The organism is Aminobacter sp. HY435 (genome assembly GCF_027568395.1).
Taxonomy (GTDB): Bacteria; Pseudomonadota; Alphaproteobacteria; order Rhizobiales; family Rhizobiaceae; genus Aminobacter.
Genome location: NZ_JANKZL010000013.1, coordinates 80,829 through 99,116, shown reverse-complemented (window position 1 = coordinate 99,116; position 18,288 = coordinate 80,829). Strand labels below are relative to the sequence as shown.

Annotated in this window: 17 protein-coding genes; 13 read left to right on the top strand and 4 right to left on the bottom strand. The window is 64.9% G+C overall.

What is annotated here, in order from left to right; all coding sequences use genetic code 11:
* Positions 1–330 precede the first annotated feature (330 nt).
* The 7 genes from PCJ21_RS19305 (at position 331) to PCJ21_RS19275 (ending at position 7,516) form a co-directional block, all read left to right on the top strand.
* Positions 331–1,062, top strand: coding sequence for a FadR/GntR family transcriptional regulator (locus PCJ21_RS19305; RefSeq protein WP_269933064.1), 732 nt, complete (start codon positions 331–333; stop codon positions 1,060–1,062).
* Positions 1,059–2,645 (top strand): ABC transporter substrate-binding protein, encoded by a 1,587-nt coding sequence (locus tag PCJ21_RS19300; RefSeq protein ID WP_269933063.1) that lies wholly within the window; start codon positions 1,059–1,061, stop codon positions 2,643–2,645. Before PCJ21_RS19305 ends, PCJ21_RS19300 begins: the two co-directional genes overlap by 4 nt.
* 93 nt (positions 2,646–2,738) lie before the next feature.
* Entirely contained in the window at positions 2,739–3,698 is a 960-nt protein-coding gene (locus tag PCJ21_RS19295) for an ABC transporter permease (protein WP_269933062.1), read from the top strand.
* Positions 3,664–4,572: an ABC transporter permease gene (locus PCJ21_RS19290; RefSeq protein ID WP_442866045.1), complete on the top strand. Its 909-nt coding sequence runs from the start codon at positions 3,664–3,666 to the stop codon at positions 4,570–4,572. Before PCJ21_RS19295 ends, PCJ21_RS19290 begins: the two co-directional genes overlap by 35 nt.
* A gap of 19 nt (positions 4,573–4,591) precedes the next feature.
* A complete protein-coding gene (locus PCJ21_RS19285) occupies positions 4,592–5,509 on the top strand; it encodes a dihydrodipicolinate synthase family protein (RefSeq protein ID WP_269933060.1) in 918 nt (305 codons plus the stop codon).
* A 10-nt stretch (positions 5,510–5,519) separates the two neighbouring features.
* The gene (locus tag PCJ21_RS19280; protein WP_269933059.1) at positions 5,520–6,533 is read left to right on the top strand and encodes an ABC transporter ATP-binding protein; all 1,014 of its coding nucleotides are present in this window, start codon (positions 5,520–5,522) and stop codon (positions 6,531–6,533) included.
* A complete protein-coding gene (locus PCJ21_RS19275; RefSeq protein ID WP_269933058.1) occupies positions 6,533–7,516 on the top strand; it encodes an ABC transporter ATP-binding protein in 984 nt (327 codons plus the stop codon). Before PCJ21_RS19280 ends, PCJ21_RS19275 begins: the two co-directional genes overlap by 1 nt.
* 109 nt (positions 7,517–7,625) lie before the next feature.
* Here PCJ21_RS19275 and PCJ21_RS19270 read toward each other — a convergent pair whose 3' ends face one another.
* From PCJ21_RS19270 to gabT, 3 genes are all read right to left on the bottom strand, one after another.
* Positions 7,626–8,615: a Gfo/Idh/MocA family protein gene (locus PCJ21_RS19270; protein WP_269933057.1), complete on the bottom strand. Its 990-nt coding sequence runs from the start codon at positions 8,613–8,615 to the stop codon at positions 7,626–7,628.
* Position 8,616: 1 nt separating this feature from the next.
* Positions 8,617–9,582: a Gfo/Idh/MocA family protein gene (locus tag PCJ21_RS19265; protein ID WP_269933056.1), complete on the bottom strand. Its 966-nt coding sequence runs from the start codon at positions 9,580–9,582 to the stop codon at positions 8,617–8,619.
* Between the two features lie 177 nt (positions 9,583–9,759).
* The gene (gabT, locus tag PCJ21_RS19260) at positions 9,760–11,037 is read right to left on the bottom strand and encodes a 4-aminobutyrate--2-oxoglutarate transaminase (protein ID WP_269933055.1); all 1,278 of its coding nucleotides are present in this window, start codon (positions 11,035–11,037) and stop codon (positions 9,760–9,762) included.
* A gap of 239 nt (positions 11,038–11,276) precedes the next feature.
* Here gabT and PCJ21_RS19255 point away from each other — a divergent pair, with 239 nt between their 5' ends.
* Positions 11,277–12,677: an FAD-binding oxidoreductase gene (locus tag PCJ21_RS19255; protein ID WP_269933054.1), complete on the top strand. Its 1,401-nt coding sequence runs from the start codon at positions 11,277–11,279 to the stop codon at positions 12,675–12,677.
* Between the two features lie 10 nt (positions 12,678–12,687).
* Here the strand turns inward: PCJ21_RS19255 and PCJ21_RS19250 are convergent, their stop codons facing one another.
* Complete coding sequence (locus PCJ21_RS19250) at positions 12,688–13,602, bottom strand: helix-turn-helix domain-containing protein (protein ID WP_269933053.1); 915 nt, start codon at positions 13,600–13,602, stop codon at positions 12,688–12,690.
* Positions 13,603–13,780: 178 nt separating this feature from the next.
* Between PCJ21_RS19250 and PCJ21_RS19245 the strand changes: the two genes are divergently transcribed.
* Genes PCJ21_RS19245 through PCJ21_RS19225 form a run of 5 tightly spaced genes read left to right on the top strand, consistent with a single transcriptional unit; the run spans position 13,781 to position 18,282 of the window.
* A complete protein-coding gene (locus PCJ21_RS19245) occupies positions 13,781–15,010 on the top strand; it encodes an amino acid ABC transporter substrate-binding protein (RefSeq protein ID WP_269933052.1) in 1,230 nt (409 codons plus the stop codon).
* 24 nt (positions 15,011–15,034) lie between these two features.
* Positions 15,035–15,907, top strand: coding sequence for a branched-chain amino acid ABC transporter permease (locus PCJ21_RS19240; protein WP_269933051.1), 873 nt, complete (start codon positions 15,035–15,037; stop codon positions 15,905–15,907).
* Positions 15,904–16,836: a branched-chain amino acid ABC transporter permease gene (locus tag PCJ21_RS19235; protein ID WP_269933050.1), complete on the top strand. Its 933-nt coding sequence runs from the start codon at positions 15,904–15,906 to the stop codon at positions 16,834–16,836. Before PCJ21_RS19240 ends, PCJ21_RS19235 begins: the two co-directional genes overlap by 4 nt.
* Positions 16,833–17,561 carry an ABC transporter ATP-binding protein gene (locus PCJ21_RS19230; RefSeq protein WP_269933049.1) on the top strand — a complete coding sequence of 243 codons (729 nt, stop codon included), beginning with the start codon at positions 16,833–16,835 and terminating at the stop codon, positions 17,559–17,561. Before PCJ21_RS19235 ends, PCJ21_RS19230 begins: the two co-directional genes overlap by 4 nt.
* Complete coding sequence (locus PCJ21_RS19225; RefSeq protein ID WP_269933048.1) at positions 17,554–18,282, top strand: ABC transporter ATP-binding protein; 729 nt, start codon at positions 17,554–17,556, stop codon at positions 18,280–18,282. Before PCJ21_RS19230 ends, PCJ21_RS19225 begins: the two co-directional genes overlap by 8 nt.
* The last annotated feature ends 6 nt before the right edge of the window (positions 18,283–18,288 follow it).

The following is an 18,288-nucleotide window of genomic DNA, read 5'->3' as shown; positions in this document are numbered from 1 at the left end:
GCAGCGCGAACCCTGGCACGCGCTGCTGCGCTGCCGGCTCGAACGCTCCGAATTCGGGTGAAAGGCGATAGGCCCGTGCCATCAGGCGGGAAGCCGCCGCGGACATGGCGGCGTGGAATGCGGCGCTGCTGCCTCCAAGAGTTGTGGAGGAGAGGCCCGGCAGGGCGTTGCTGCGGCGATTGCACTTCGGTCGGTCAAGCATCCGCGCTATCCATGATGCTGTGTGACAACAAGTGGGCATCTAATATCCAATTGACAGATATCCTACAAGTGGGTAATTTCCCGCCTGTAGCTGTTTTTCGGACCGCCCGCAGGCAACCGGAGACGATGATGAGCCTGAAATCGATCAAGCCGCTGAAACGAGCCCCCCTTCTGCATGTATCCGTGCAGGAGAGCCTTCGCGCCTATATCGACGACAACGGACTTGAGGCTGGCGCGCCGCTGCCGCCCGAGGGCGACCTGGCGGTCCAGCTGGGTGTCAGCCGCAATTCGGTTCGCGAGGGCATCAAGGCGCTGGAATCGGTGGGCGTCCTGGAGTCGCGCCGCGGCATCGGCGTCTTCGTCAAGGCCTTCTCCTTCGAGCCCCTGCTCGAGAACCTCGCCTATGGCTTGGGCAGCGCACTCAAGCAGATCGAAGAAGTGATTGTTATCCGCCAGACTCTCGAGGTGGGGCTGATCGAAAAGACGATTGAGATGATCGGGCCCGAGGACATCCGCGAACTGCGCGAGACTTTGGGCAAGATGCGGACGCATGCGGAACGCGGCGAGAGCTTCCCGAACGAGGACCGGCACTTCCACCAGCTTCTGTTCCGCTGCCAGGACAATGACGTGCTGTCGCGCCTGATCGAGGTGTTCTGGCTGGCGTTCTACAAGGCATCCGACTTCGTCAATCTCGACAATTCCGACCCCATGCAGACCTGGCGCGACCACGCGGCCATCGTCGATGCGGTCGAGGCTCGTGATCTCGCCGGCGCCAAGGACCGGCTCGACAAGCATTATGCGGGGATCAATCGCGTGATCGCCCATAATAAGACCAACGCATCCAATGGGAGGAGTACATGAAATTGAGAACAATGATCTCGGCGCTTGCCCTTTCGGCAGCGCTGTTTGGCGGCATGGCCGCCACCACGCTACCCGCAATGTCGCAAGGCGCCACCATCTCCGGCGGGTTTGACGTTGGTCCCGGCGGTTTCCAGGGCAATTTCAACCCGCTCGCCGCAACGGGCGGCTTCACCTGGCTTGTCACCTATTTCGAGCCGCTGGTGATCTATGACGACAAGCTCGCCAATGTGATCGGCGCGCTTGCCGAGTCGTACGAAATCAGCCCCGACCAGAAGGCCTATACCTTCAAGCTGGCCGACACCAAATGGCACGACGGCAAGCCGTTCACCTCGAAGGACGTCAAGTTCACCATCGACCTCGCCAAGAACGAGAAGGCCGGCTCCGTGTTCGCTGCCCGCCTCGGTGCGATCGAAGCCGTCGAAACCCCCGATGAGCATACCGTCGTGGTGAAGCTCAGCACGCCGACGCCGAGCATGCTCGACACGCTGACCAAGCTGATGATGCTGCCCGAGCACGCGCTCGCTGCGATCCCGGCCGAGCAGATCGCCAAGAACGCCTGGTGGTCGACCTCGCCTGTTGGCACCGGTCCGTTCAAGTTCACCAAATACGTCGCCGACCAGTATGTCGAGCTCGCCGCCAACCCCGATTTCCGCGGTGGCAAGCCAGCGGCCGAGAAGCTGATCAACCGCTACTTCGCCAACCCGGCCGCAGCGATCGCAGCCCTTCGTTCGGGCGAAATCCAGTTCACCTACGTCGATTCCAACGACGTCTCGACCTTCAACGGCGACAACGCCTTCAAGGTCATCGAGGGCGACTCCTATGTCGTCAACTATGTCGGCTTCAACCAGGAAGTGCCGATCTGGAAGGACCTGAAGGTTCGCCAGGCCTTCATGCACGCCATCGACCGCAACGCCATCATCCAGAGCCTCTACGGCGGCGCGGCCAAGCCCGCCAACTGCGTCTATGTCGCCGACCGCCTGGTGCCGGAAGGCATCGACCAGTACGCCTACGATCCCGAGAAGGCCAAGCAGCTGCTGGCGGAGGCCGGCTGGGACAAGATCAACGGCGACAAGCCGATCACCATCCTGACCTACTACACCTCGCCGCTGGCGACCAACGTGCTGGCCGCGATGCAGGCGATGCTTGCCCAGGTCGGCATCAACATCGTGCCGCGCGCCGTCGACACGCCGACCTACAACTCGATCGTCTATCAGCAGTCGGGCAATGCCGGCGACTTCCCGCTGATCTATGCCGGCCTGCAGAACGGCCCCGATGCGTCCAACATCAACATCGGCCTGAACGAGAAGCAGATCCCGCCGGCAGGCGCCAACCTGATGCGCATCCGCATGCCTGACGTCACCAACGCGCTCGATGCAGCATTGGCCGAGACCGACGCGGCCAAGCGCGACGCGCGCTACCAGGACGTCTGCAAGGCGACCAACGCCAACCTGCCCTGGGGCACGATGTGGGTGGCCAACCGCTACGGCGTGGCTTCCGACAAGCTCAAGGACTTCGTCTGGACCCCGGCCCCCGCCGGCGGCCCCTACCAGGCCCACCCTGAAAAGTGGTCGATCGCCGAATAGGCCAACTTCCCTCCCGGGGGACGGCTATCCCAGTGGTCGTCCCCACTTTTTTCGGAAGTCAGATCATCTCCCTGGAAAGGGCGCTGAACCCATATGCTTCGCTATTGCCTCCATCGCCTGTTGATCGGGCTCGGCATGCTGCTCGCGCTGACGATACTCATCTTCGTGCTGCTGCAGCTGACGCCGGGCGACCCGATCGACGCCTATATCGACCCCAACGTCGCCATGTCGAAGGAGGCGATGGATGCGCTGCGCACCCAGCTCGGCCTCGACCGGCCGCTGCCGATCCAGTATCTCGCCTGGCTATCGCAAGCCGTGCAGGGCAATCTCGGGCACTCGCTGCAGCGCTTCAATGAGACCGTGTCCGGCCTGATCGCCGCGCGCATCGGCCCGACCCTTTTGCTGATGGGCGCTGGCCTTTCCATCGCCATCGTCATTGGCATCGCCTCGGGCATCGTCAGCGCCGTACGCCGCAACTCGCTGCCGGACTACTCGTTCTCGGTGCTCGCCATGCTCGGCATTTCGAGCCCGGCCTTCCTCACCGCCCTGCTCGGCCTCTACGTTTTCTCGGTGCGGCTGAAATGGGCGCCGTCGGGCGGCATGCTGACACCGGCCACCGATTTCTCGATCGGCGATCTTCTGCATCATCTCATCCTGCCGGCCGTCGTGCTGTCGATCGGGCATGCCGCGCTCATCATGCGCTACATGCGCGCCTCGATGCTCGAAGTGCTCAACCAGGACTACGTTCGCACGGCCCGCGCCAAGGGCGTCAAGGAGTTCTGGGTGGTGACCAAGCACGCGCTGCGCAACGCGCTGCTGCCCGTCGTCACCCTCATCGGCTCGACCATCGGCCTCGCCGTTGGCGGCGCGATCTTCATCGAGAGCGTGTTCAACTGGCCGGGCATGGGCCTTTTGCTGATCAGTGCCGTCGAAACCCGCGACTATCCGGTCATCATGGGTGCGACGCTGGTGATCGGCGCGTGCGTCATCATCGTCAACATCCTGACCGACCTTGCCTATGCGGTCATCGACCCGCGCATCAAGGTGGCCTGACATGAGCGTGCTGACCATTTCTTCTTCAGGTCCAATGGCGCGTGCCGCCGGCCGTTTTGTCCAGAACCGCGCCGCCATGTTCGGGTTGTTCCTCCTGACGCCGCTGCTGTTTGCCGTGCTGACCTATCCGCTGTGGCTGCCCTACAAGCCAAACGACATCGACCTTTTGGCGATGAACGCTGGACCTTCGTGGAAACACTGGTTTGGCACCGATGGCGTCGGCCGCGACGTGCTGGCCCGCACCCTTGAAGGCGGCCGCATCTCGCTTTTGGTCGCCGTCTCTTCAGTGGTCATCTCGACGGCGATCGGCTTCATCGTGGGCGCCTTGTCGGCCTTTGGCGGTCGCTGGACCGACGCGGTGGCCATGCGCACCGTCGATCTCGCCATGACGCTGCCACCGGTCATCTTCCTCCTGGTGCTCGCCTCGATCGTCGGCTCGGGCATCTGGTCGACCGTATTTGTCATTGCGCTTTTGTCCTGGCCAGTGCTGTCGCGCATGATCCGCGCCCGTTTGCTCGAACTGCGCGAACGCGAGTTCGTCATGGCCTCTCGTGGCATGGGTGCTGGCCTCGGCCACCTGCTGTTCCGCCACGGACTGTCCAACTCGATCGACATCCTGGTGGTCTACGCCACGCTGCAGGTCGCCAACGCCATCCTGCTCGAGGCTGGCCTGTCCTTCCTCGGGCTCGGCGTGCCGCCGCCCGCCGCCAGCTGGGGCAACATGCTGAATGCGGCACGCTCTACCGCGGTGCTCGAGCAGTTCCCCTGGCAATGGCTGTTTCCGGGCGGCGCGCTGGTGATCGCAGTGCTTGCCATCAACTTTATCGGCGACGGCCTGAGGGATGCCTTCGATCCCCGCGCTGAACTCAATTGAACCCTGAAAGAGAACTGAAATGTCAAAATTCTTTGGTGTCGTTCCTCCGGTCGTCACACCCCTCAATGACGACTTCTCCGTCGACTACGCGTCCTACACCCGCGTTCTCGAATACCTGATCGACGGCGGCTGCCACGGCCTGTTCGCCCTCGGTTCGACCAGCGAAGTGGTGTTTTACGACGACGCCGAGCGTCGCAAGATCCTCGAGCACACCGTCAAAGTCGCCAACGGGCGCGTGCCTGTCATCGCCGGCGTCATCGACCCGACGACCGATCGCGTCATCCGCCATGCCCAGACGGCAAAGTCCGTCGGCGTCGATGCCATTGTCGTCACCGCCCCCTTCTACACCCTGACCAGCCAGGCAGAAACGCTCGACCACTTCCGCATGATCCGCGACGCCGTCGACGTACCGCTGATCGCCTATGACATCCCGGTCTGCGTGCATACCAAGCTGTCGCGCCAGACGGTCGTGACGCTGGCCAAGGAAGGCACCATCATCGGCCTCAAGGACTCCTCGGGCGACGACGGCAACTTCCGTTATGCGCTGAGCGACCTCGCCGGCAACAAGGACGTGTTCCTGATGACCGGCTCGGAGATCGTCGTCGACAACGCGTTGCAGATGGGCGCGCATGGCGTGGTGCCCGGCCTCGCCAATGTCGATCCGGCCGGTTATGTCCGCCTCTGGGATGCTGCCCAGCGTGGCGACTGGGATGCGGCGCGCAAGGAACAGGAGCGTCTTTGCCGCCTGTTCGAGATCGTTTGGGTGGCGGCTGGCCGCGTCAGCGGCGGCGCCACCGGCGTCGGCGGTTTCAAGACCGCGATGCGCAGCCTCGGCGTCATCTCGACCAACGTCATGGCGCGTCCGCGCGCCCCGCTCAACGATGCCGAAGCGCGCAAGGTCGACGAGATCCTGCGTTCGGTCGGCCTGCTGAACTGAGGTTCTGCCGATGACGCCTGAACCCATTCTCGAGATCAAGGGCCTGCGGACCGTCTTTCGGGTGCGCGACCGGGAGATTGCCGCGGTCAACGGCATCGACCTAGTCGTCAACCCCGGCGAGACCGTGGCGCTTGTCGGCGAGTCGGGTTCGGGCAAGTCGGTGACCAGCCTTTCGGTGATGCGGCTTCTGGCCCGCAAGGTCGGCTCGATCGACGCTGGGGAGCTTTTGTTTCGCGGCAAGGATGGCAAGCTGAAGGACCTCGTCAAGCTCGACGAGGAGGCGATGCGCCAGATCCGCGGCAACGACATCGGCATGGTCTTCCAGGAACCGATGACCAGCCTCAATCCGGTCTACACCGTGGGTGACCAGATATCCGAGTCCTTGCGCGTTCATCGGGGAATCGGAAAACGCGAGGCGCTGGAAGCGGCCGTCGGCTTGCTCGACAAGGTCGGCATCCCCGACGCGCGCCGCCGCGCCAGCCAGTATCCGCACGAGATGTCGGGCGGCATGCGCCAGCGCGCCACCATCGCCATGGCGCTGGCCTGCGACCCGACGCTTCTGATCGCCGACGAGCCGACGACCGCGCTCGACGTCACCATCCAGGCGCAGATCCTCGACCTGATGCAGAAGCTGCAGCGCGAGCGCGGCATGGGCATGTTGTTCGTCACCCACAATCTCGGCGTCGTGGCCGAAATCGCCCACCGGGTGGCGGTGATGTATGCCGGCCGCATCGTCGAGTTCGGCCCTGTCGCCGACGTCTTCCGCAATCCGCGCCACCCCTACACGATGGGCCTGCTCAAATCGATGCCGAGGCTCGGTACGGCCACCGCCATGAAGCGCAGCGGCGAGAAGCTCAACGCAATCCCCGGCATGGTGCCGAGCCTCGCCAACATGCCCACGGGTTGCGCCTTTGCACCGCGCTGCGCCTATGCCACCGACGCATGCCGCGCGGCGATGCCCGAACTGGCCGCCGTCAACGAGCGCCACGGCAGCCGCTGCATCCGCTGGCAGGAGATCGCCTGATGACGAGCCCAGCTCCCCTTCTCTCGGTTCGTGGCCTCGCCAAGCATTATGCGACGCGCGGCACCACGCTGAAGATCCTCGAAAACATCTCCTTCGACATCGCCAAGGGCGAGGTTGTCGGGCTGGTCGGCGAATCCGGCAGCGGCAAGACGACCATCGGCCGCTCCGTGCTCCGGCTGATCGAGCCGACCTCTGGCGAGATCGTCTTCGACGGCGCGGATCTGACCAAGCTCTCCAACAGCGAAATGCGGCGCAAGCGTCCGCGCATGCAGTATATTTTCCAGGACCCCTACGCCTCGCTGTCGCCGCGCATGACGATCGGCGAAATCCTGACCGAAGGGCTGAAGATCCAGGGCATCGGCACCAAGAAGGAGCGCGTCGAACGCGCGCGAAAGGCGCTTGAGCAGGTCGAGTTGCCGCCCGACGCCATCAACCGCTACGCTCACGAGTTCTCAGGCGGCCAACGTCAGCGCATCGGCATCGCCCGGGCGCTGACGCTTGCCCCCGACTTCATCGTTGCCGATGAGCCGGTCTCGGCGCTGGACGTGTCGATCCAGGCGCAGGTCGTCAACCTGCTGCGCGACCTGCAGCAGAAGCTTGGGCTGACCATGCTGTTCATCTCGCATGACCTCGCCGTGGTCGAATACATCTGCGACCGCGTCATCGTGCTCTATCTCGGCCGCATCATGGAAATCGCATCGAGCGAGGAGCTCTACGCCAGGCCGCAGCACCCCTACACGCGGGCGCTGATGGCGGCGATCCCCTCGCCCGATCCAAACGCCAAGACCGAGCGCCAGTTGCTCAAGGGCGATATTCCAAGCCCCGCCAACCCGCCGAGCGGCTGCGTCTTCCGCACCCGCTGCCCCAAGGCGCTCGACGCCTGCGCAACCACCGTGCCCGAACTGCGCGAGGTCGCGCCCGGACATTTCAAGGCATGCATCCGCGACGATCTTGAAGGAAGCCTGGCACTGGCAGGCACCTGAACGCGCTGCCACTGCTTGCAGCGATCGACCAACCGCCTCCCAAGGCAAATCAAAAGTCCCCGCCCTCCTTTCGGAAGGCGGGGACTTTTGTATCCCGTCGGTTGTTTGCTTACGCTTCGACCGCCACTTCGCGGCGTTCGCGCGATGCCTTGAATGCGGCCTCGATGCAGGCAACGACATGCATGCCGTCCTCGCCGGTCAGCGGCGGCTTTGCTCCCGTGGCGATTGCCCCAACGAAGGCCTGCCACTGCCGGACCAGCGCCTGGCCGGCGACATCGTGCTCGATCGAGTTCTCGACCTTTTGCCACTTGAGGTCCTTGCCCAGGGTCACGCCCTTGAAGAAGTCCACGGCCAGAACACCATTGTCGAAGACAAGCTCGTCGCCGGAAATGAAGGCGCCGTTGGCGTAGCCGATGCTGGCCACCTGGCCCGCGGCGTCGTCGCCGAAGCGGATCAGCAGCAGCGCTGCATCATCAGCCTTCTGCTCGTGAAAGGTCGTTGCGGTGATCGCGCTGACATGGGTGGCGCGACGCCCGGCAAAAGCCAGCAGCCGGTCGAGCGCATGGATGCCGGCGGTGAACAGCATGCCACCGCCAGTGGCCGGATCGAGGTGCCAGTCACGGCGGTTGCCCTCCATCCACAGCTTGATCATCCGGCTCGAGCCATAACGCATGGCGCCGAGCTGGCCTTCATCGATCACCCGCTTTGCCGCCAGGAACGGCAGCGAAAAGCGCATGGTGTGGCTCGGCATCAGCGTCACGCCGGCCTTGTCGGCGGCGGCAAGTATCCTGCGGCACTCGGCGACTGTCGGGGCCAGCGGCTTCTCTATCATGATGTGCTTGCCAGCCTCGGCGCAGGCGATGGCGACGTCGGTGTGCAAGTGATGCGGCAGCGCCACCACCACTGCGTCGACCTCGGGGTCGGCCAACATGTCACGATAGTCGAGATAGCCCTTGCCGCCATATTCGTCGGTGAAGGACTTCAGCCCATCGGCATCGTTGCGGCATGCGGCCACGAGTTTCGCGCCGTCGACCGAGCGCAGCGCTTGAGCATGTGCCGCACCGAAATGTCCGGCGCCGATTATTCCAACCTTCAGCATGTCAGGCTCCCTGTAGTGCATAGCATTGGTCGATGATCGCCATTGCCCGGCGGCAGTCGGCGAGCGACACGGCCGGCGGCCGACCCTCGGCAAGCCGCTTCAGCGTGTCGGCCATGACGTCTTCGTAGCGGCGGGCTGGCGGGGTGACCGGCAGGTCGCGCTGGCCCTCGTCGTCGAGCGTCGAAAGCGCGATGCGGTCGCCGAAGTCGCTGAGCGTCGCGTTCCGTGACGAGACGCGCCATTCGAAGATGCCGCGCTTCATCGACGCGAAGGTGTAGCCGGCCTCGACGAGGCCGAGCATGCCGTCGGCGGCGCGCAACACCACTGCCGCATAATCCTCGACCTCGGTGTTATGGAGCGGGCGGCCAAGCGAAGCACTGACCACTTCGACCGGCTGTTCACCCGCCAGCGTGAGAAAGGCGTTGATGCCGTGGATGCCCAGGTTGCGCAGCGCTCCGCCGCCGCCAATCGCCGGGTCCAGCACCCAGGCGACACCGTCGTCGACATAACGCTGCGGCGGGCCGTTGATGAGACGGAAATGCGAATGCGAGACCGGCCCGAGGCGGCCAGCCGCGTCAAGATCGCGAAGCGCGGCGGTCATGCCAAGCACGTGCGGCAGCGCCACGGCGACAAAGCCGTTCCTGGCGGCGGCAGCCTCTATCAGCGGGTCGGTGGCCGCGGCGGAAATGCCGATCGGCTTTTCGATGAGCAGCGGCAGGCCCGCCTCGATGACGGCGCGGCCGCGCTCGGCGATTTCAAACGGCCGCCCCATGACGACTGCGAAATCCGCCGTTTCCAGCGCCTGCTGGAGGCTGTCCGCCACGGCGCAGCCGAACCTGTCGGCAAACCGGCGTGCTGCGTCCGGCGAAGGATCCCAGGCAGTCGCAATTTTCGCGCCGGCCGCCAACGCCGCCTCGCCATGCATTGTCGAATGCCAGTGGCTAACACCGAGAAAGGCCAGTCTCATCAAGACAATCCACCAGATGTAGGATAAGTGGATTACCTATATCCGACAATAATTGAACGAACAAGGCGCTTCCGTCACGGAAGCGCGCCCCATTGCAAGGCGATCGAGGAAACGCAAAGCGCAGCGGTCCCCGTGGCTCGCTTGCTGCGCCGGCATCCGAGCACGGATGCAGAAAATCTAGAGCGACAGCGCCTTTTCGAGCAGGTCCAGCCCTTCGTCGACGATGGCGTCCGATGCCGTCAGCGGCACCAGGATGCGGATCGTGTTGGCGTTGGTGCCGCAGGACAGCAGCACCAACCCGTTCTCATAGGCTGCCTTTGTCACGCGCTTGGTGGCTTCCGCATCGGGCACCTCACCGGCGCGGTCCTGGACGATATCGAAGGCTACCATGGCCCCCGGACCGCGAACGGCGGCAATCGGCAACAGATCGTTGCGGGTCTTCAACGTTTCCAGCCGGGACCTGATGCGCTTGCCGATGCCGTTGGAACGCTCGAGCAGCTTTTCTTCGGCAAACACATCGAGCACGGCGAGTGCGGCGGCGCAGGCCAGCGGATTGCCGGCATAGGTTCCGCCAAGGCCGCCGGCCTCGGCGGCATCCATCACCTCGGCCCGGCCGATCACGCCCGAGAGCGGGAGGCCGCCCGCAAGGCTCTTGGCGACGCAGATCAGGTCCGCCTTCACATCGTAATGCTCCATGGCGAACATCTTGCCGGTGCGGCCGTAGCCGGTCTGCACCTCGTCGGCGATGAGCAGGATGCCGTGGTCGTCGCAGATCTTGCGCAGCGCGCGCATCAGCTCAGCTGGTGCCTGATGGAAGCCGCCCTCGCCCTGCACCGGCTCGATGATGATCGAAGCGACGCGGGCCGGATCGATGTCGGCCTTGAACAGGAATTGCAGGTACTTCAGCGACTCCTCGACTGTGACGTCGTTCTGCGCGGTTGGAAACGGCACATGCCAGGTCTCGGGTTGTGTCGGGCCGAGACCCTTCTTGTAGGGCACTACCTTTCCGGTCATCGCCATCGCCATGATGGTGCGGCCATGGAAACCGCCGGTGAATGCGATGACGCCGGCGCGGCCGGTCGCGGCGCGCGCGATCTTGATGGCGTTTTCGGTGGCTTCCGCCCCGGTGGTGAAGAAGCCGGTCTTGGCAGGCCCATCGATCGGGGCGAGCGCGTTGATACGCTCGGCGAGCTCGACATAGGGTTCGTAGAGCAGAACCTGGAAGCAGGAATGCGTGAAGCGCTCCATCTGCTCACGCACCGCCGCCATGACCTTGGGATGGCAATGCCCAGTGTTGAGCACCGCAATGCCTCCGGCAAAATCGACGTAGCGCTTGCCTTCGACATCCCAGATTTCCGAGTTCAGCGCGCGCGCCGCGGAAATGGGTGTGGCATGGCCGATGCCGCGCGGCACGGCGTTCTGGCGGCGGGCAAAGATTTCAGCGTTTGTCGTCACGGCGAACTCTCCAAAACGGATGATGTCAGGCGTCCTGCCGAAGCGAAGTCCAAATAGCCCGGCTCGTCAATCGCGATGCGCTGGAAAAAATCGCGACGACCTGCCCTCCTGCGCTCCGTTCCGATGCAGTCGACGACATCTCGTCGGATTCGTCGCCGCCGGGACAATGTTCGGCTACAGCGCAAGCCAGTTTTGGCATAGGCTCGCAGCTGATCCGCATGCCGATGGAGTGTACCATGGTGACCGACGAAAAAACGCTCGTCGACGCGCTGCGCGGCTTGGGCTGCAACGCGGCGGTTTGGGGTCACGCCGAACTTTCGCACCGCGATCCGGGCTTTGACGAGCGAAACTTCGGCGCATCGGCCCTGGTGCGGCCGGCAGACACGGCAGCAGTGGCTGCCCTCGTCAAATTCTGCGCCGACAACAACGTCAGCCTCGTGCCGCAGGGTGGACGAACCGGCCTCACCGGTGCCGCTACCAGCCATGTGGGTCAGATCATCTGCGACCTCGGCGCAATGAACCGGATCGAGGAAATCGATCCTTTCGCACGTGTGGCGATCGTCCAGGCAGGGACGACGCTTGCCACGTTGCAGAACGCTGCGCTGGCAGATGGGCTCGACCCCGGCATCGACCTTGCGGCGCGCGGCAGCTGCACCATCGGCGGCATGGTCTCGACCAACGCCGGCGGCATCATGGCCTTTCGCAACGGCACGATGCGCCACCGCATCCTGGGGCTTGAAGCGGTGCTGCCCGACGGCCGCATCTTTTCCGACCTGACGCGCGTACTCAAGACCAGCGCGGGCTACGACCTCAAGCACCTGTTTGTCGGCGCCGAAGGCACACTTGGCATCGTCACCCGCGTTGCCATGCGGCTCGATCCGGTCGCCGGCGCGAGCGCCACGGCCCTCGTCGGCATCAACGACGCCGCCGCCGCGCAGCGCCTCGTCAGGCATTTCCTCGGCCAGACCGGTACGTCGCTGCGCGCCGCCGAAATCATGTGGCGCGGCTTTGCCGTGGCGATGAACAAGATGCTCGGCTTCGCGCCGGGGCAGTTGCCATTGGACGCGCCCTGCCTGCTGGTGCTCGAGCTCGGCGCAGACACCGTCGACGCCGCGACTACGGCGCTTGAGGAAGGTCTCGCAGCCCTGTGGGAAGAGGCGGGCATCGTTGACGGGCTCGTCGCCACGTCGCTGCAGCAGGCGAGGGCGATCTGGCGCTTGCGCGAGGAAACCGAGCTCATCGAACGGATACACAAACTGCCGCCGTCCTTCGACGTCTCGGTGCCGGGCGGCAATCTCGATGCCTACGTCTGCGCCATCGAGGCCGGCCTCAAGTCGATCGACCCATCCTATGCGCCATACGTCTTCGGCCATCTCGCCGACGGCAACCTGCACATTTCGATCAACTGCGACGGCCCCTTGCCGCACGACAGGCATCTGGCGATCGAAGACGTGCTTTACGTTGGCCTCGCCGAAAGCGGCGGCTCGTTCTCAGCCGAGCACGGCGTCGGCCTCGACAAGCGCGAAGCCTATGAACGTCACGTCGACCCCGTGAAGCGGGAACTGGCCAGCGCCATCAAGGCTTTGCTCGACCCACGGGATCTGCTCAATCCCGGGAAGATTTTCTCTCCATCCGTCTGAGCCCGGCGCTTCACGGCCAGGCGGCGAAGGAGCGCGCCGGACCCGGCGCATTCTGGAACGGCTGGCTGCGCCGCCGCCCGGGCGCGATCCCGGTCATGCGCTTGAAGAAGCGGTTGAAATAGGCCGGGTCGCGAAAGCCCAGCGCCTCGGCGACCTCGGCCACCTGCAGCGTCGAGCTGTCGAGCAGGGTTTCGGCCTCGGCGATCAGGCGGGTGTGCATCAGCATCAGCGGCGAGCGTCCGGTGGCGCGGCGGATCGCCGTGTTGAGCCGGTCGGCGGTGACGCCGAGCAGGCGCGCATATTGGGCGACGCTCCAATGATCGCGGGCATGCAGCTCGACCAGTTGCAGGAAGCCGTGGACTATTGTCCGCGGCGACGGCTGTGGCTTGGCCGCGGCCGGACTCGACAGCCGCCACAGCGCGATGACCAGCAGCGCGATGTGGTGGCGCACCGCATCCTGCGCGCCGGGCGCATCGTCCTTCAGTTCGGCCTCGATCGCCTCGACCATCGCCGTCAGCTTGCGCGCGACGCCCGCCGAAACGCGCGTGCCGAGCGCCGGATCGAACATCGCCTCGCGGATCTGTGCCGCCACCGGCCCAGCCGGAATGGCGCGCCCAAGCGACAGTTCGGAAATGGTCAGCTGCGCGCCTTCGGAGCCGGCGTCGAGCGTCAGCTTCGCGGAATTGCCGGCTGGCAGCCACACCACGCATGGTCCCGCCAGCGGGGCATGGGTCTTTTCCAGCTTTATGCGGCCGGCACCCGACAGCAACACGAATACGCGATGGCGCCGCCCGTGCAGCACCCATTCGGACGCCGTCAGCGCCGACCGGAACATCCGCGCCTCGGTGTCCGGCATGGCCGAAGACAGGCCGGCAACCGGACGTGGCTGGCCAGCACCCGCCAAAGCTCGCTGCAGTCGCTCCATCATCTCTCCCCTGCCCGTGTAAAGTGCAATTATCTCCTGAAAAAGTCTATTTGTATCGTATGAGAGCCGTCGTAACGTCTCGCATCGGCTGGAAAATGCGCCTGGAGGAGAATGGCTGCAGTTTCCGATCGGCCGACAAGCGCGTCCGCCAAGGATGCCATCTGGGAGGAGGAAGTTCATGACACTGTTCAAGCGCAGGCAGTTCCTGCACACGCTCGGCATTGCGCTGGCAGCCCTCGCGGCCGGCGGGATCACCGTTTCGTCGGCGGAGGAGCGGAAATCGGTCCGCATCGGTTACGCCGTGTCCAAGACCGGCCCCAATGCTGGCGGCGCCGGCATCACCACGATTCCGAACTACGTGCTGTGGGTCAAGGACGTCAACGACGCTGGCGGGCTCGAAATGCCCGACGGCAAGAAGCTGCCGATCGAAGTGGTCGAATATGACGACCGTTCGTCGGCCGAGGAAGTGGTGCGCGCGGTCGAACGCCTGGCCACGCAGGACAAGGTCGATTTCATGCTGGTGCCGTGGGGCACCGGCTTCAACCTCGCAGTCGCGCCGATGTTCGACCGCTATGGCTATCCCCAGCTCGCCGTCTCTGCCGTGACCGACAAGGCGCCCGATTTCGTCAAGCGCTGGAAGAAGAGCTTCTGGATGCTCGGCGGCGGTCATGACTATGCGAAAGCGCTGGCCCAGGTCCTGGTCGACGCCAACAAGGCCGGCACGATCAACAACAAGGTCGCGATGATCTCGATCGCCGACGGTTTCGGCATCGACCTCGTCACGGCGGCACGCCCGGCCTTCCAGGAAGCGGGCATCGAGATCGCCTACGACAAGACCTATCCGATCGGCACGTCCGACTTCACCCCGCTGATCAACGAGGCCAAGGCCAGCGGCGCCGACACCTTCGTCGCCTTCTCCTATCCGCCGGATACATTCGCGCTGACGCAGCAGTCGCAGGTCGCCGCCTTCAACCCGAAGGTACTCTATCTCGGCGTCGGCACCGGCTTCCCGGTCTATTCCAAGAACAACGGCGACAACGCCGCCGGCATCATGAGCCTTGGCGGCATCGACCCGAACAATGCCGAGAACGCCGCCTACCGCAAGCGCCATGAGGAAGTCACCGGCCAGGGCCCGGACTACTGGGGCAGCGTGATCACCTATGCCAGCCTGCAGATGCTGCAGGAGGCAATCAAGCGCAAGGGCCTCGACCGCGACGCGGTGTCGGAGGAACTGTCGACCGGTACGTTCAAGACCGTTCTCGGCGAGACCAAGCTCGAGGACAACCAGTTGCGCCAGTTGTGGTGGACCGGCCAGTGGCAGAATGGCCAGTTCGTCGGCGTCGCCCCGGGCGACCGCGCCGGCGCAAGCAAGCCGGTGCTGCCGCGTCAGCCCTGGAAGTCGCAGTAAGCGGCTGAAACAGGGAGGCAGTCGATGCTGGTAACAGCCATTCTCACCGGGCTCGTGCTCGGGGGTACATACGCGCTCGTCGCCATGGGATTGACCCTGCAATACGGCATCGCGCGCATCATGAACCTGGCCTTTGGCGACACCATCGTCACTGCCTCCTTCCTCGCCTTCGCGCTCTACAGCGGAGCGGGCATCAATCCCGTCGTCGGGCTGGCGATCGCCGTGCCCGCCGGCTTCGCCTTCGGTTATGTCGTCTATTCACTGATGATGCGGCCGCTGGTGGCGCGCGCCAAGGACAAGGCGAGCCTGGAAATCGATTCGATTCTCGCGACTTTCGGCCTGCTTTTCGTCATTCAGGGCACGCTTTTCGTCATTTTTGGCGCCAATTACACCAGCTACACCTATCTTAACGTGCCGGTGACGATCCTCGGGACCAACATCGCCGCCAACAGGCTCCTCGCCTTCGCCCTTGCCGTGCTGATCGGCGGCGGGCTCTATCTTGCGCTCACCCGCACCCGGTGGGGCACCGCGCTGCGCGCCGTCGGCGTGTCCCCGGCCGCCGCCTCGCTGGTCGGCATCGACGTCAACCGCCAGGCCCGCTTCGCCTTCGCGCTCGGCAGCGCGCTGGCCGCCGCTGGCGGCGTGGCGATCTCGATGTACCAGACATTCACCGCCGCCTCCGGCGTGGTCTTCACCATGAAGGCGCTGATCGTTGTCATCATGGGCGGTGTCGGCAACGTGCTCGGCGCGCTCAGCGCCGGCCTCATCCTCGGCCTCGTCGAGACCTTCGTCGCCACCTATCTCGATCCGGGACTGACCTTGGCTGCCACATACCTGATATTCCTCGCCATCCTGCTGTGGCGCCCGTCCGGCCTGTTCGGGAGGGCGTCGCGATGACCGCAAGAGACCTTGCCGGCTGGGCGGCGGCGCTTGCCACGCTCGCGGCGCTGGCACTGGCCCCCGTCTACCTCGACGCCTACGGCCTCGGCTTGATGATCGGCATCGCCGGCTACGTCACGCTTGCGACCGCCTGGGCGCTATTTTCGGGGCCGACGCGGTATGTCTCGCTCGCCACGGTGGCGTTCTTCGGCATCGGCGCCTACACGGTCGCCGTGCTCAGCGAGACGCTGCCCTATCCGCTCGTGCTGCTGGTCGCGGCGCTGATCGGGCTGGTCGTGGCGCTGGTCGTCGGCCTGTCCACCTTGCGTCTCGCCGGCGTCTATTTCGTCATCTTCACCTTCGGCCTGGCAGAACTCATCCGCCAGCTGGTGACGTGGTACGAGGTCAATGTCACCGGCACGCTCGGCCGCTACATCTTCCTCGATCTCGGATCGGAGGATATCTACTGGCAGCTGCTGGCGCTTGGCGCGACGACGATCTTGCTCGCCTGGTGGATCGGGCGCAGCCGTATCGGCCTGGCGCTGAGGGTGATCGGCGACGACGAGGTGGTGGCAGCCCATTGCGGCATCGACATCGCCAGGGTGAAGCTCGCGCTGTTTGCGGCAAGCGCCGTCATCATCACCCTGGTCGGCGCCATCCAGGCGCCGCGCTGGACCTATGTCGAGCCGGCGATCGTGTTCAATCCGACGATCTCGTTCCTGACGCTGATCATGGCGCTGCTCGGCGGGGCAAATCGGCTATGGGGACCGCTGCTCGGGGCGGTGCCGCTGTTCCTGCTGTTCGAATGGCTGTCGGCCAACTTCCCCAACCACTACTCGATCATCCTCGGGCTGCTGTTCATCGCCATCGTCTTCGTGCTGCCGAAGGGCATTGTGGCCTTCGCCGAGAAGCAGTGGAAAGGCAAGAGCGCGGAGGCTGCGCCATGACCGCGCTTCTCGAGCTCTCCGGCCTGACCAAACGCTTCGGCGGGCTGACGGCCGTGGACGGCGTGTCGTTCAAGATCGCTGAGGGCGAGGTCGTCGGCCTGCTCGGCCCCAACGGCTCGGGCAAGACCACCGTGCTGAACATGGTCTCCGGCCTGCTGCCGGCGAGCCAGGGCAAAATCAGCCTGCGCGGCGAGCCACTGACCGGCCTTCCGGCCAACCGCATCGCGCTGAAGGGTGTGGCGCGGACGTTCCAGCTGGTGCGTATCCTGCCTTCGCTCAGCGTTGTCGAAAACGTCGTCGCCGCCCTTGCCTTCGGGCGTCGCCGGCTGTGGGGCGAGGCCGCGCGTCAGGAAGCGATGAAGCGTCTCGAGCAGGTCGGGCTGGCCGGCCGCGCCGACGAAACGGCGGAGCAACTGACCTATATCGACCAGAAGCGGATGGAGCTGGCGCGGGCGCTGGCCGCCGAACCGGAGCTTCTGCTGCTCGACGAGTGGCTGGCCGGGTTGAACCCTACGGAATTGCGCATCGGTATCGACCTCGTCGGCTCGCTCGCCGAGCGCGGCGTGACCGTTCTCCTGGTCGAACACGTCATGGACGCCGTGCGCGCGCTGTGCGGCCGCTGCGTGGTGATGAACGCCGGTCGCACGATTGCCGACGGCGCGACCTCGGACGTGCTCGCCGACCGGGAAGTGGTGCGCGCCTATCTCGGAGCGGACCATGCTTGAGGTCGCCAATCTCTGCCTGCACTACGGCCAGCACCTGGCCCTCGACAGCATTTCCGTGCGCGCGGCCAAGGGCGAAACCATCGTCATCCTCGGAGCCAACGGCGCCGGCAAGTCGTCGCTGCTGAAGGCCGTGGCCGGAATGGTAAGCCCGGATGCCGGATCGTCCGTCGCGCTCGACGGCAAGCAACTGCTCGGCCGTCCCGCCCATGAGGTCGTCGAAGTCGGCATCGCGCTGGTTCCGGAAGGGCGCGGTATCTTCGGCGACCTGACGGTCGAGGAGAACCTTCTGCTCGGCGCCTATGCGCCGCGCGCCAGGGGGGAGGAAACGAGGCGCCGCGCCTTTGTCTACGAGCTGTTTCCAAAACTGGCGCAGCGGCGGGGGCAATACGCCAACACGATGTCGGGGGGCGAGCAACAGATGGTGGCGATTGGCCGCGCGCTGATGTCGAACCCCGATTTCCTGATGCTGGACGAGCCGAGCCTGGGCCTGGCTCCCGTCGTGGTGACCGAGCTGTTCGCTACGTTGCGCCGTGTCCAGCAAACCGGCGTCGGGCTGGTCATCGTCGAGCAGAACGTCAAGGTCAGCCTCGGCATCGCCGACCGCGGCTACCTGATGGAAGCGGGCCGGATCGTTGGCGAAAACAGCGCGCAAGCGCTGCTCGAAGACGAGGCCGTGCAGCGCGCGTTCCTCGGAAAGAACTCCGAAATGCAGAATAGGTGAGGACCT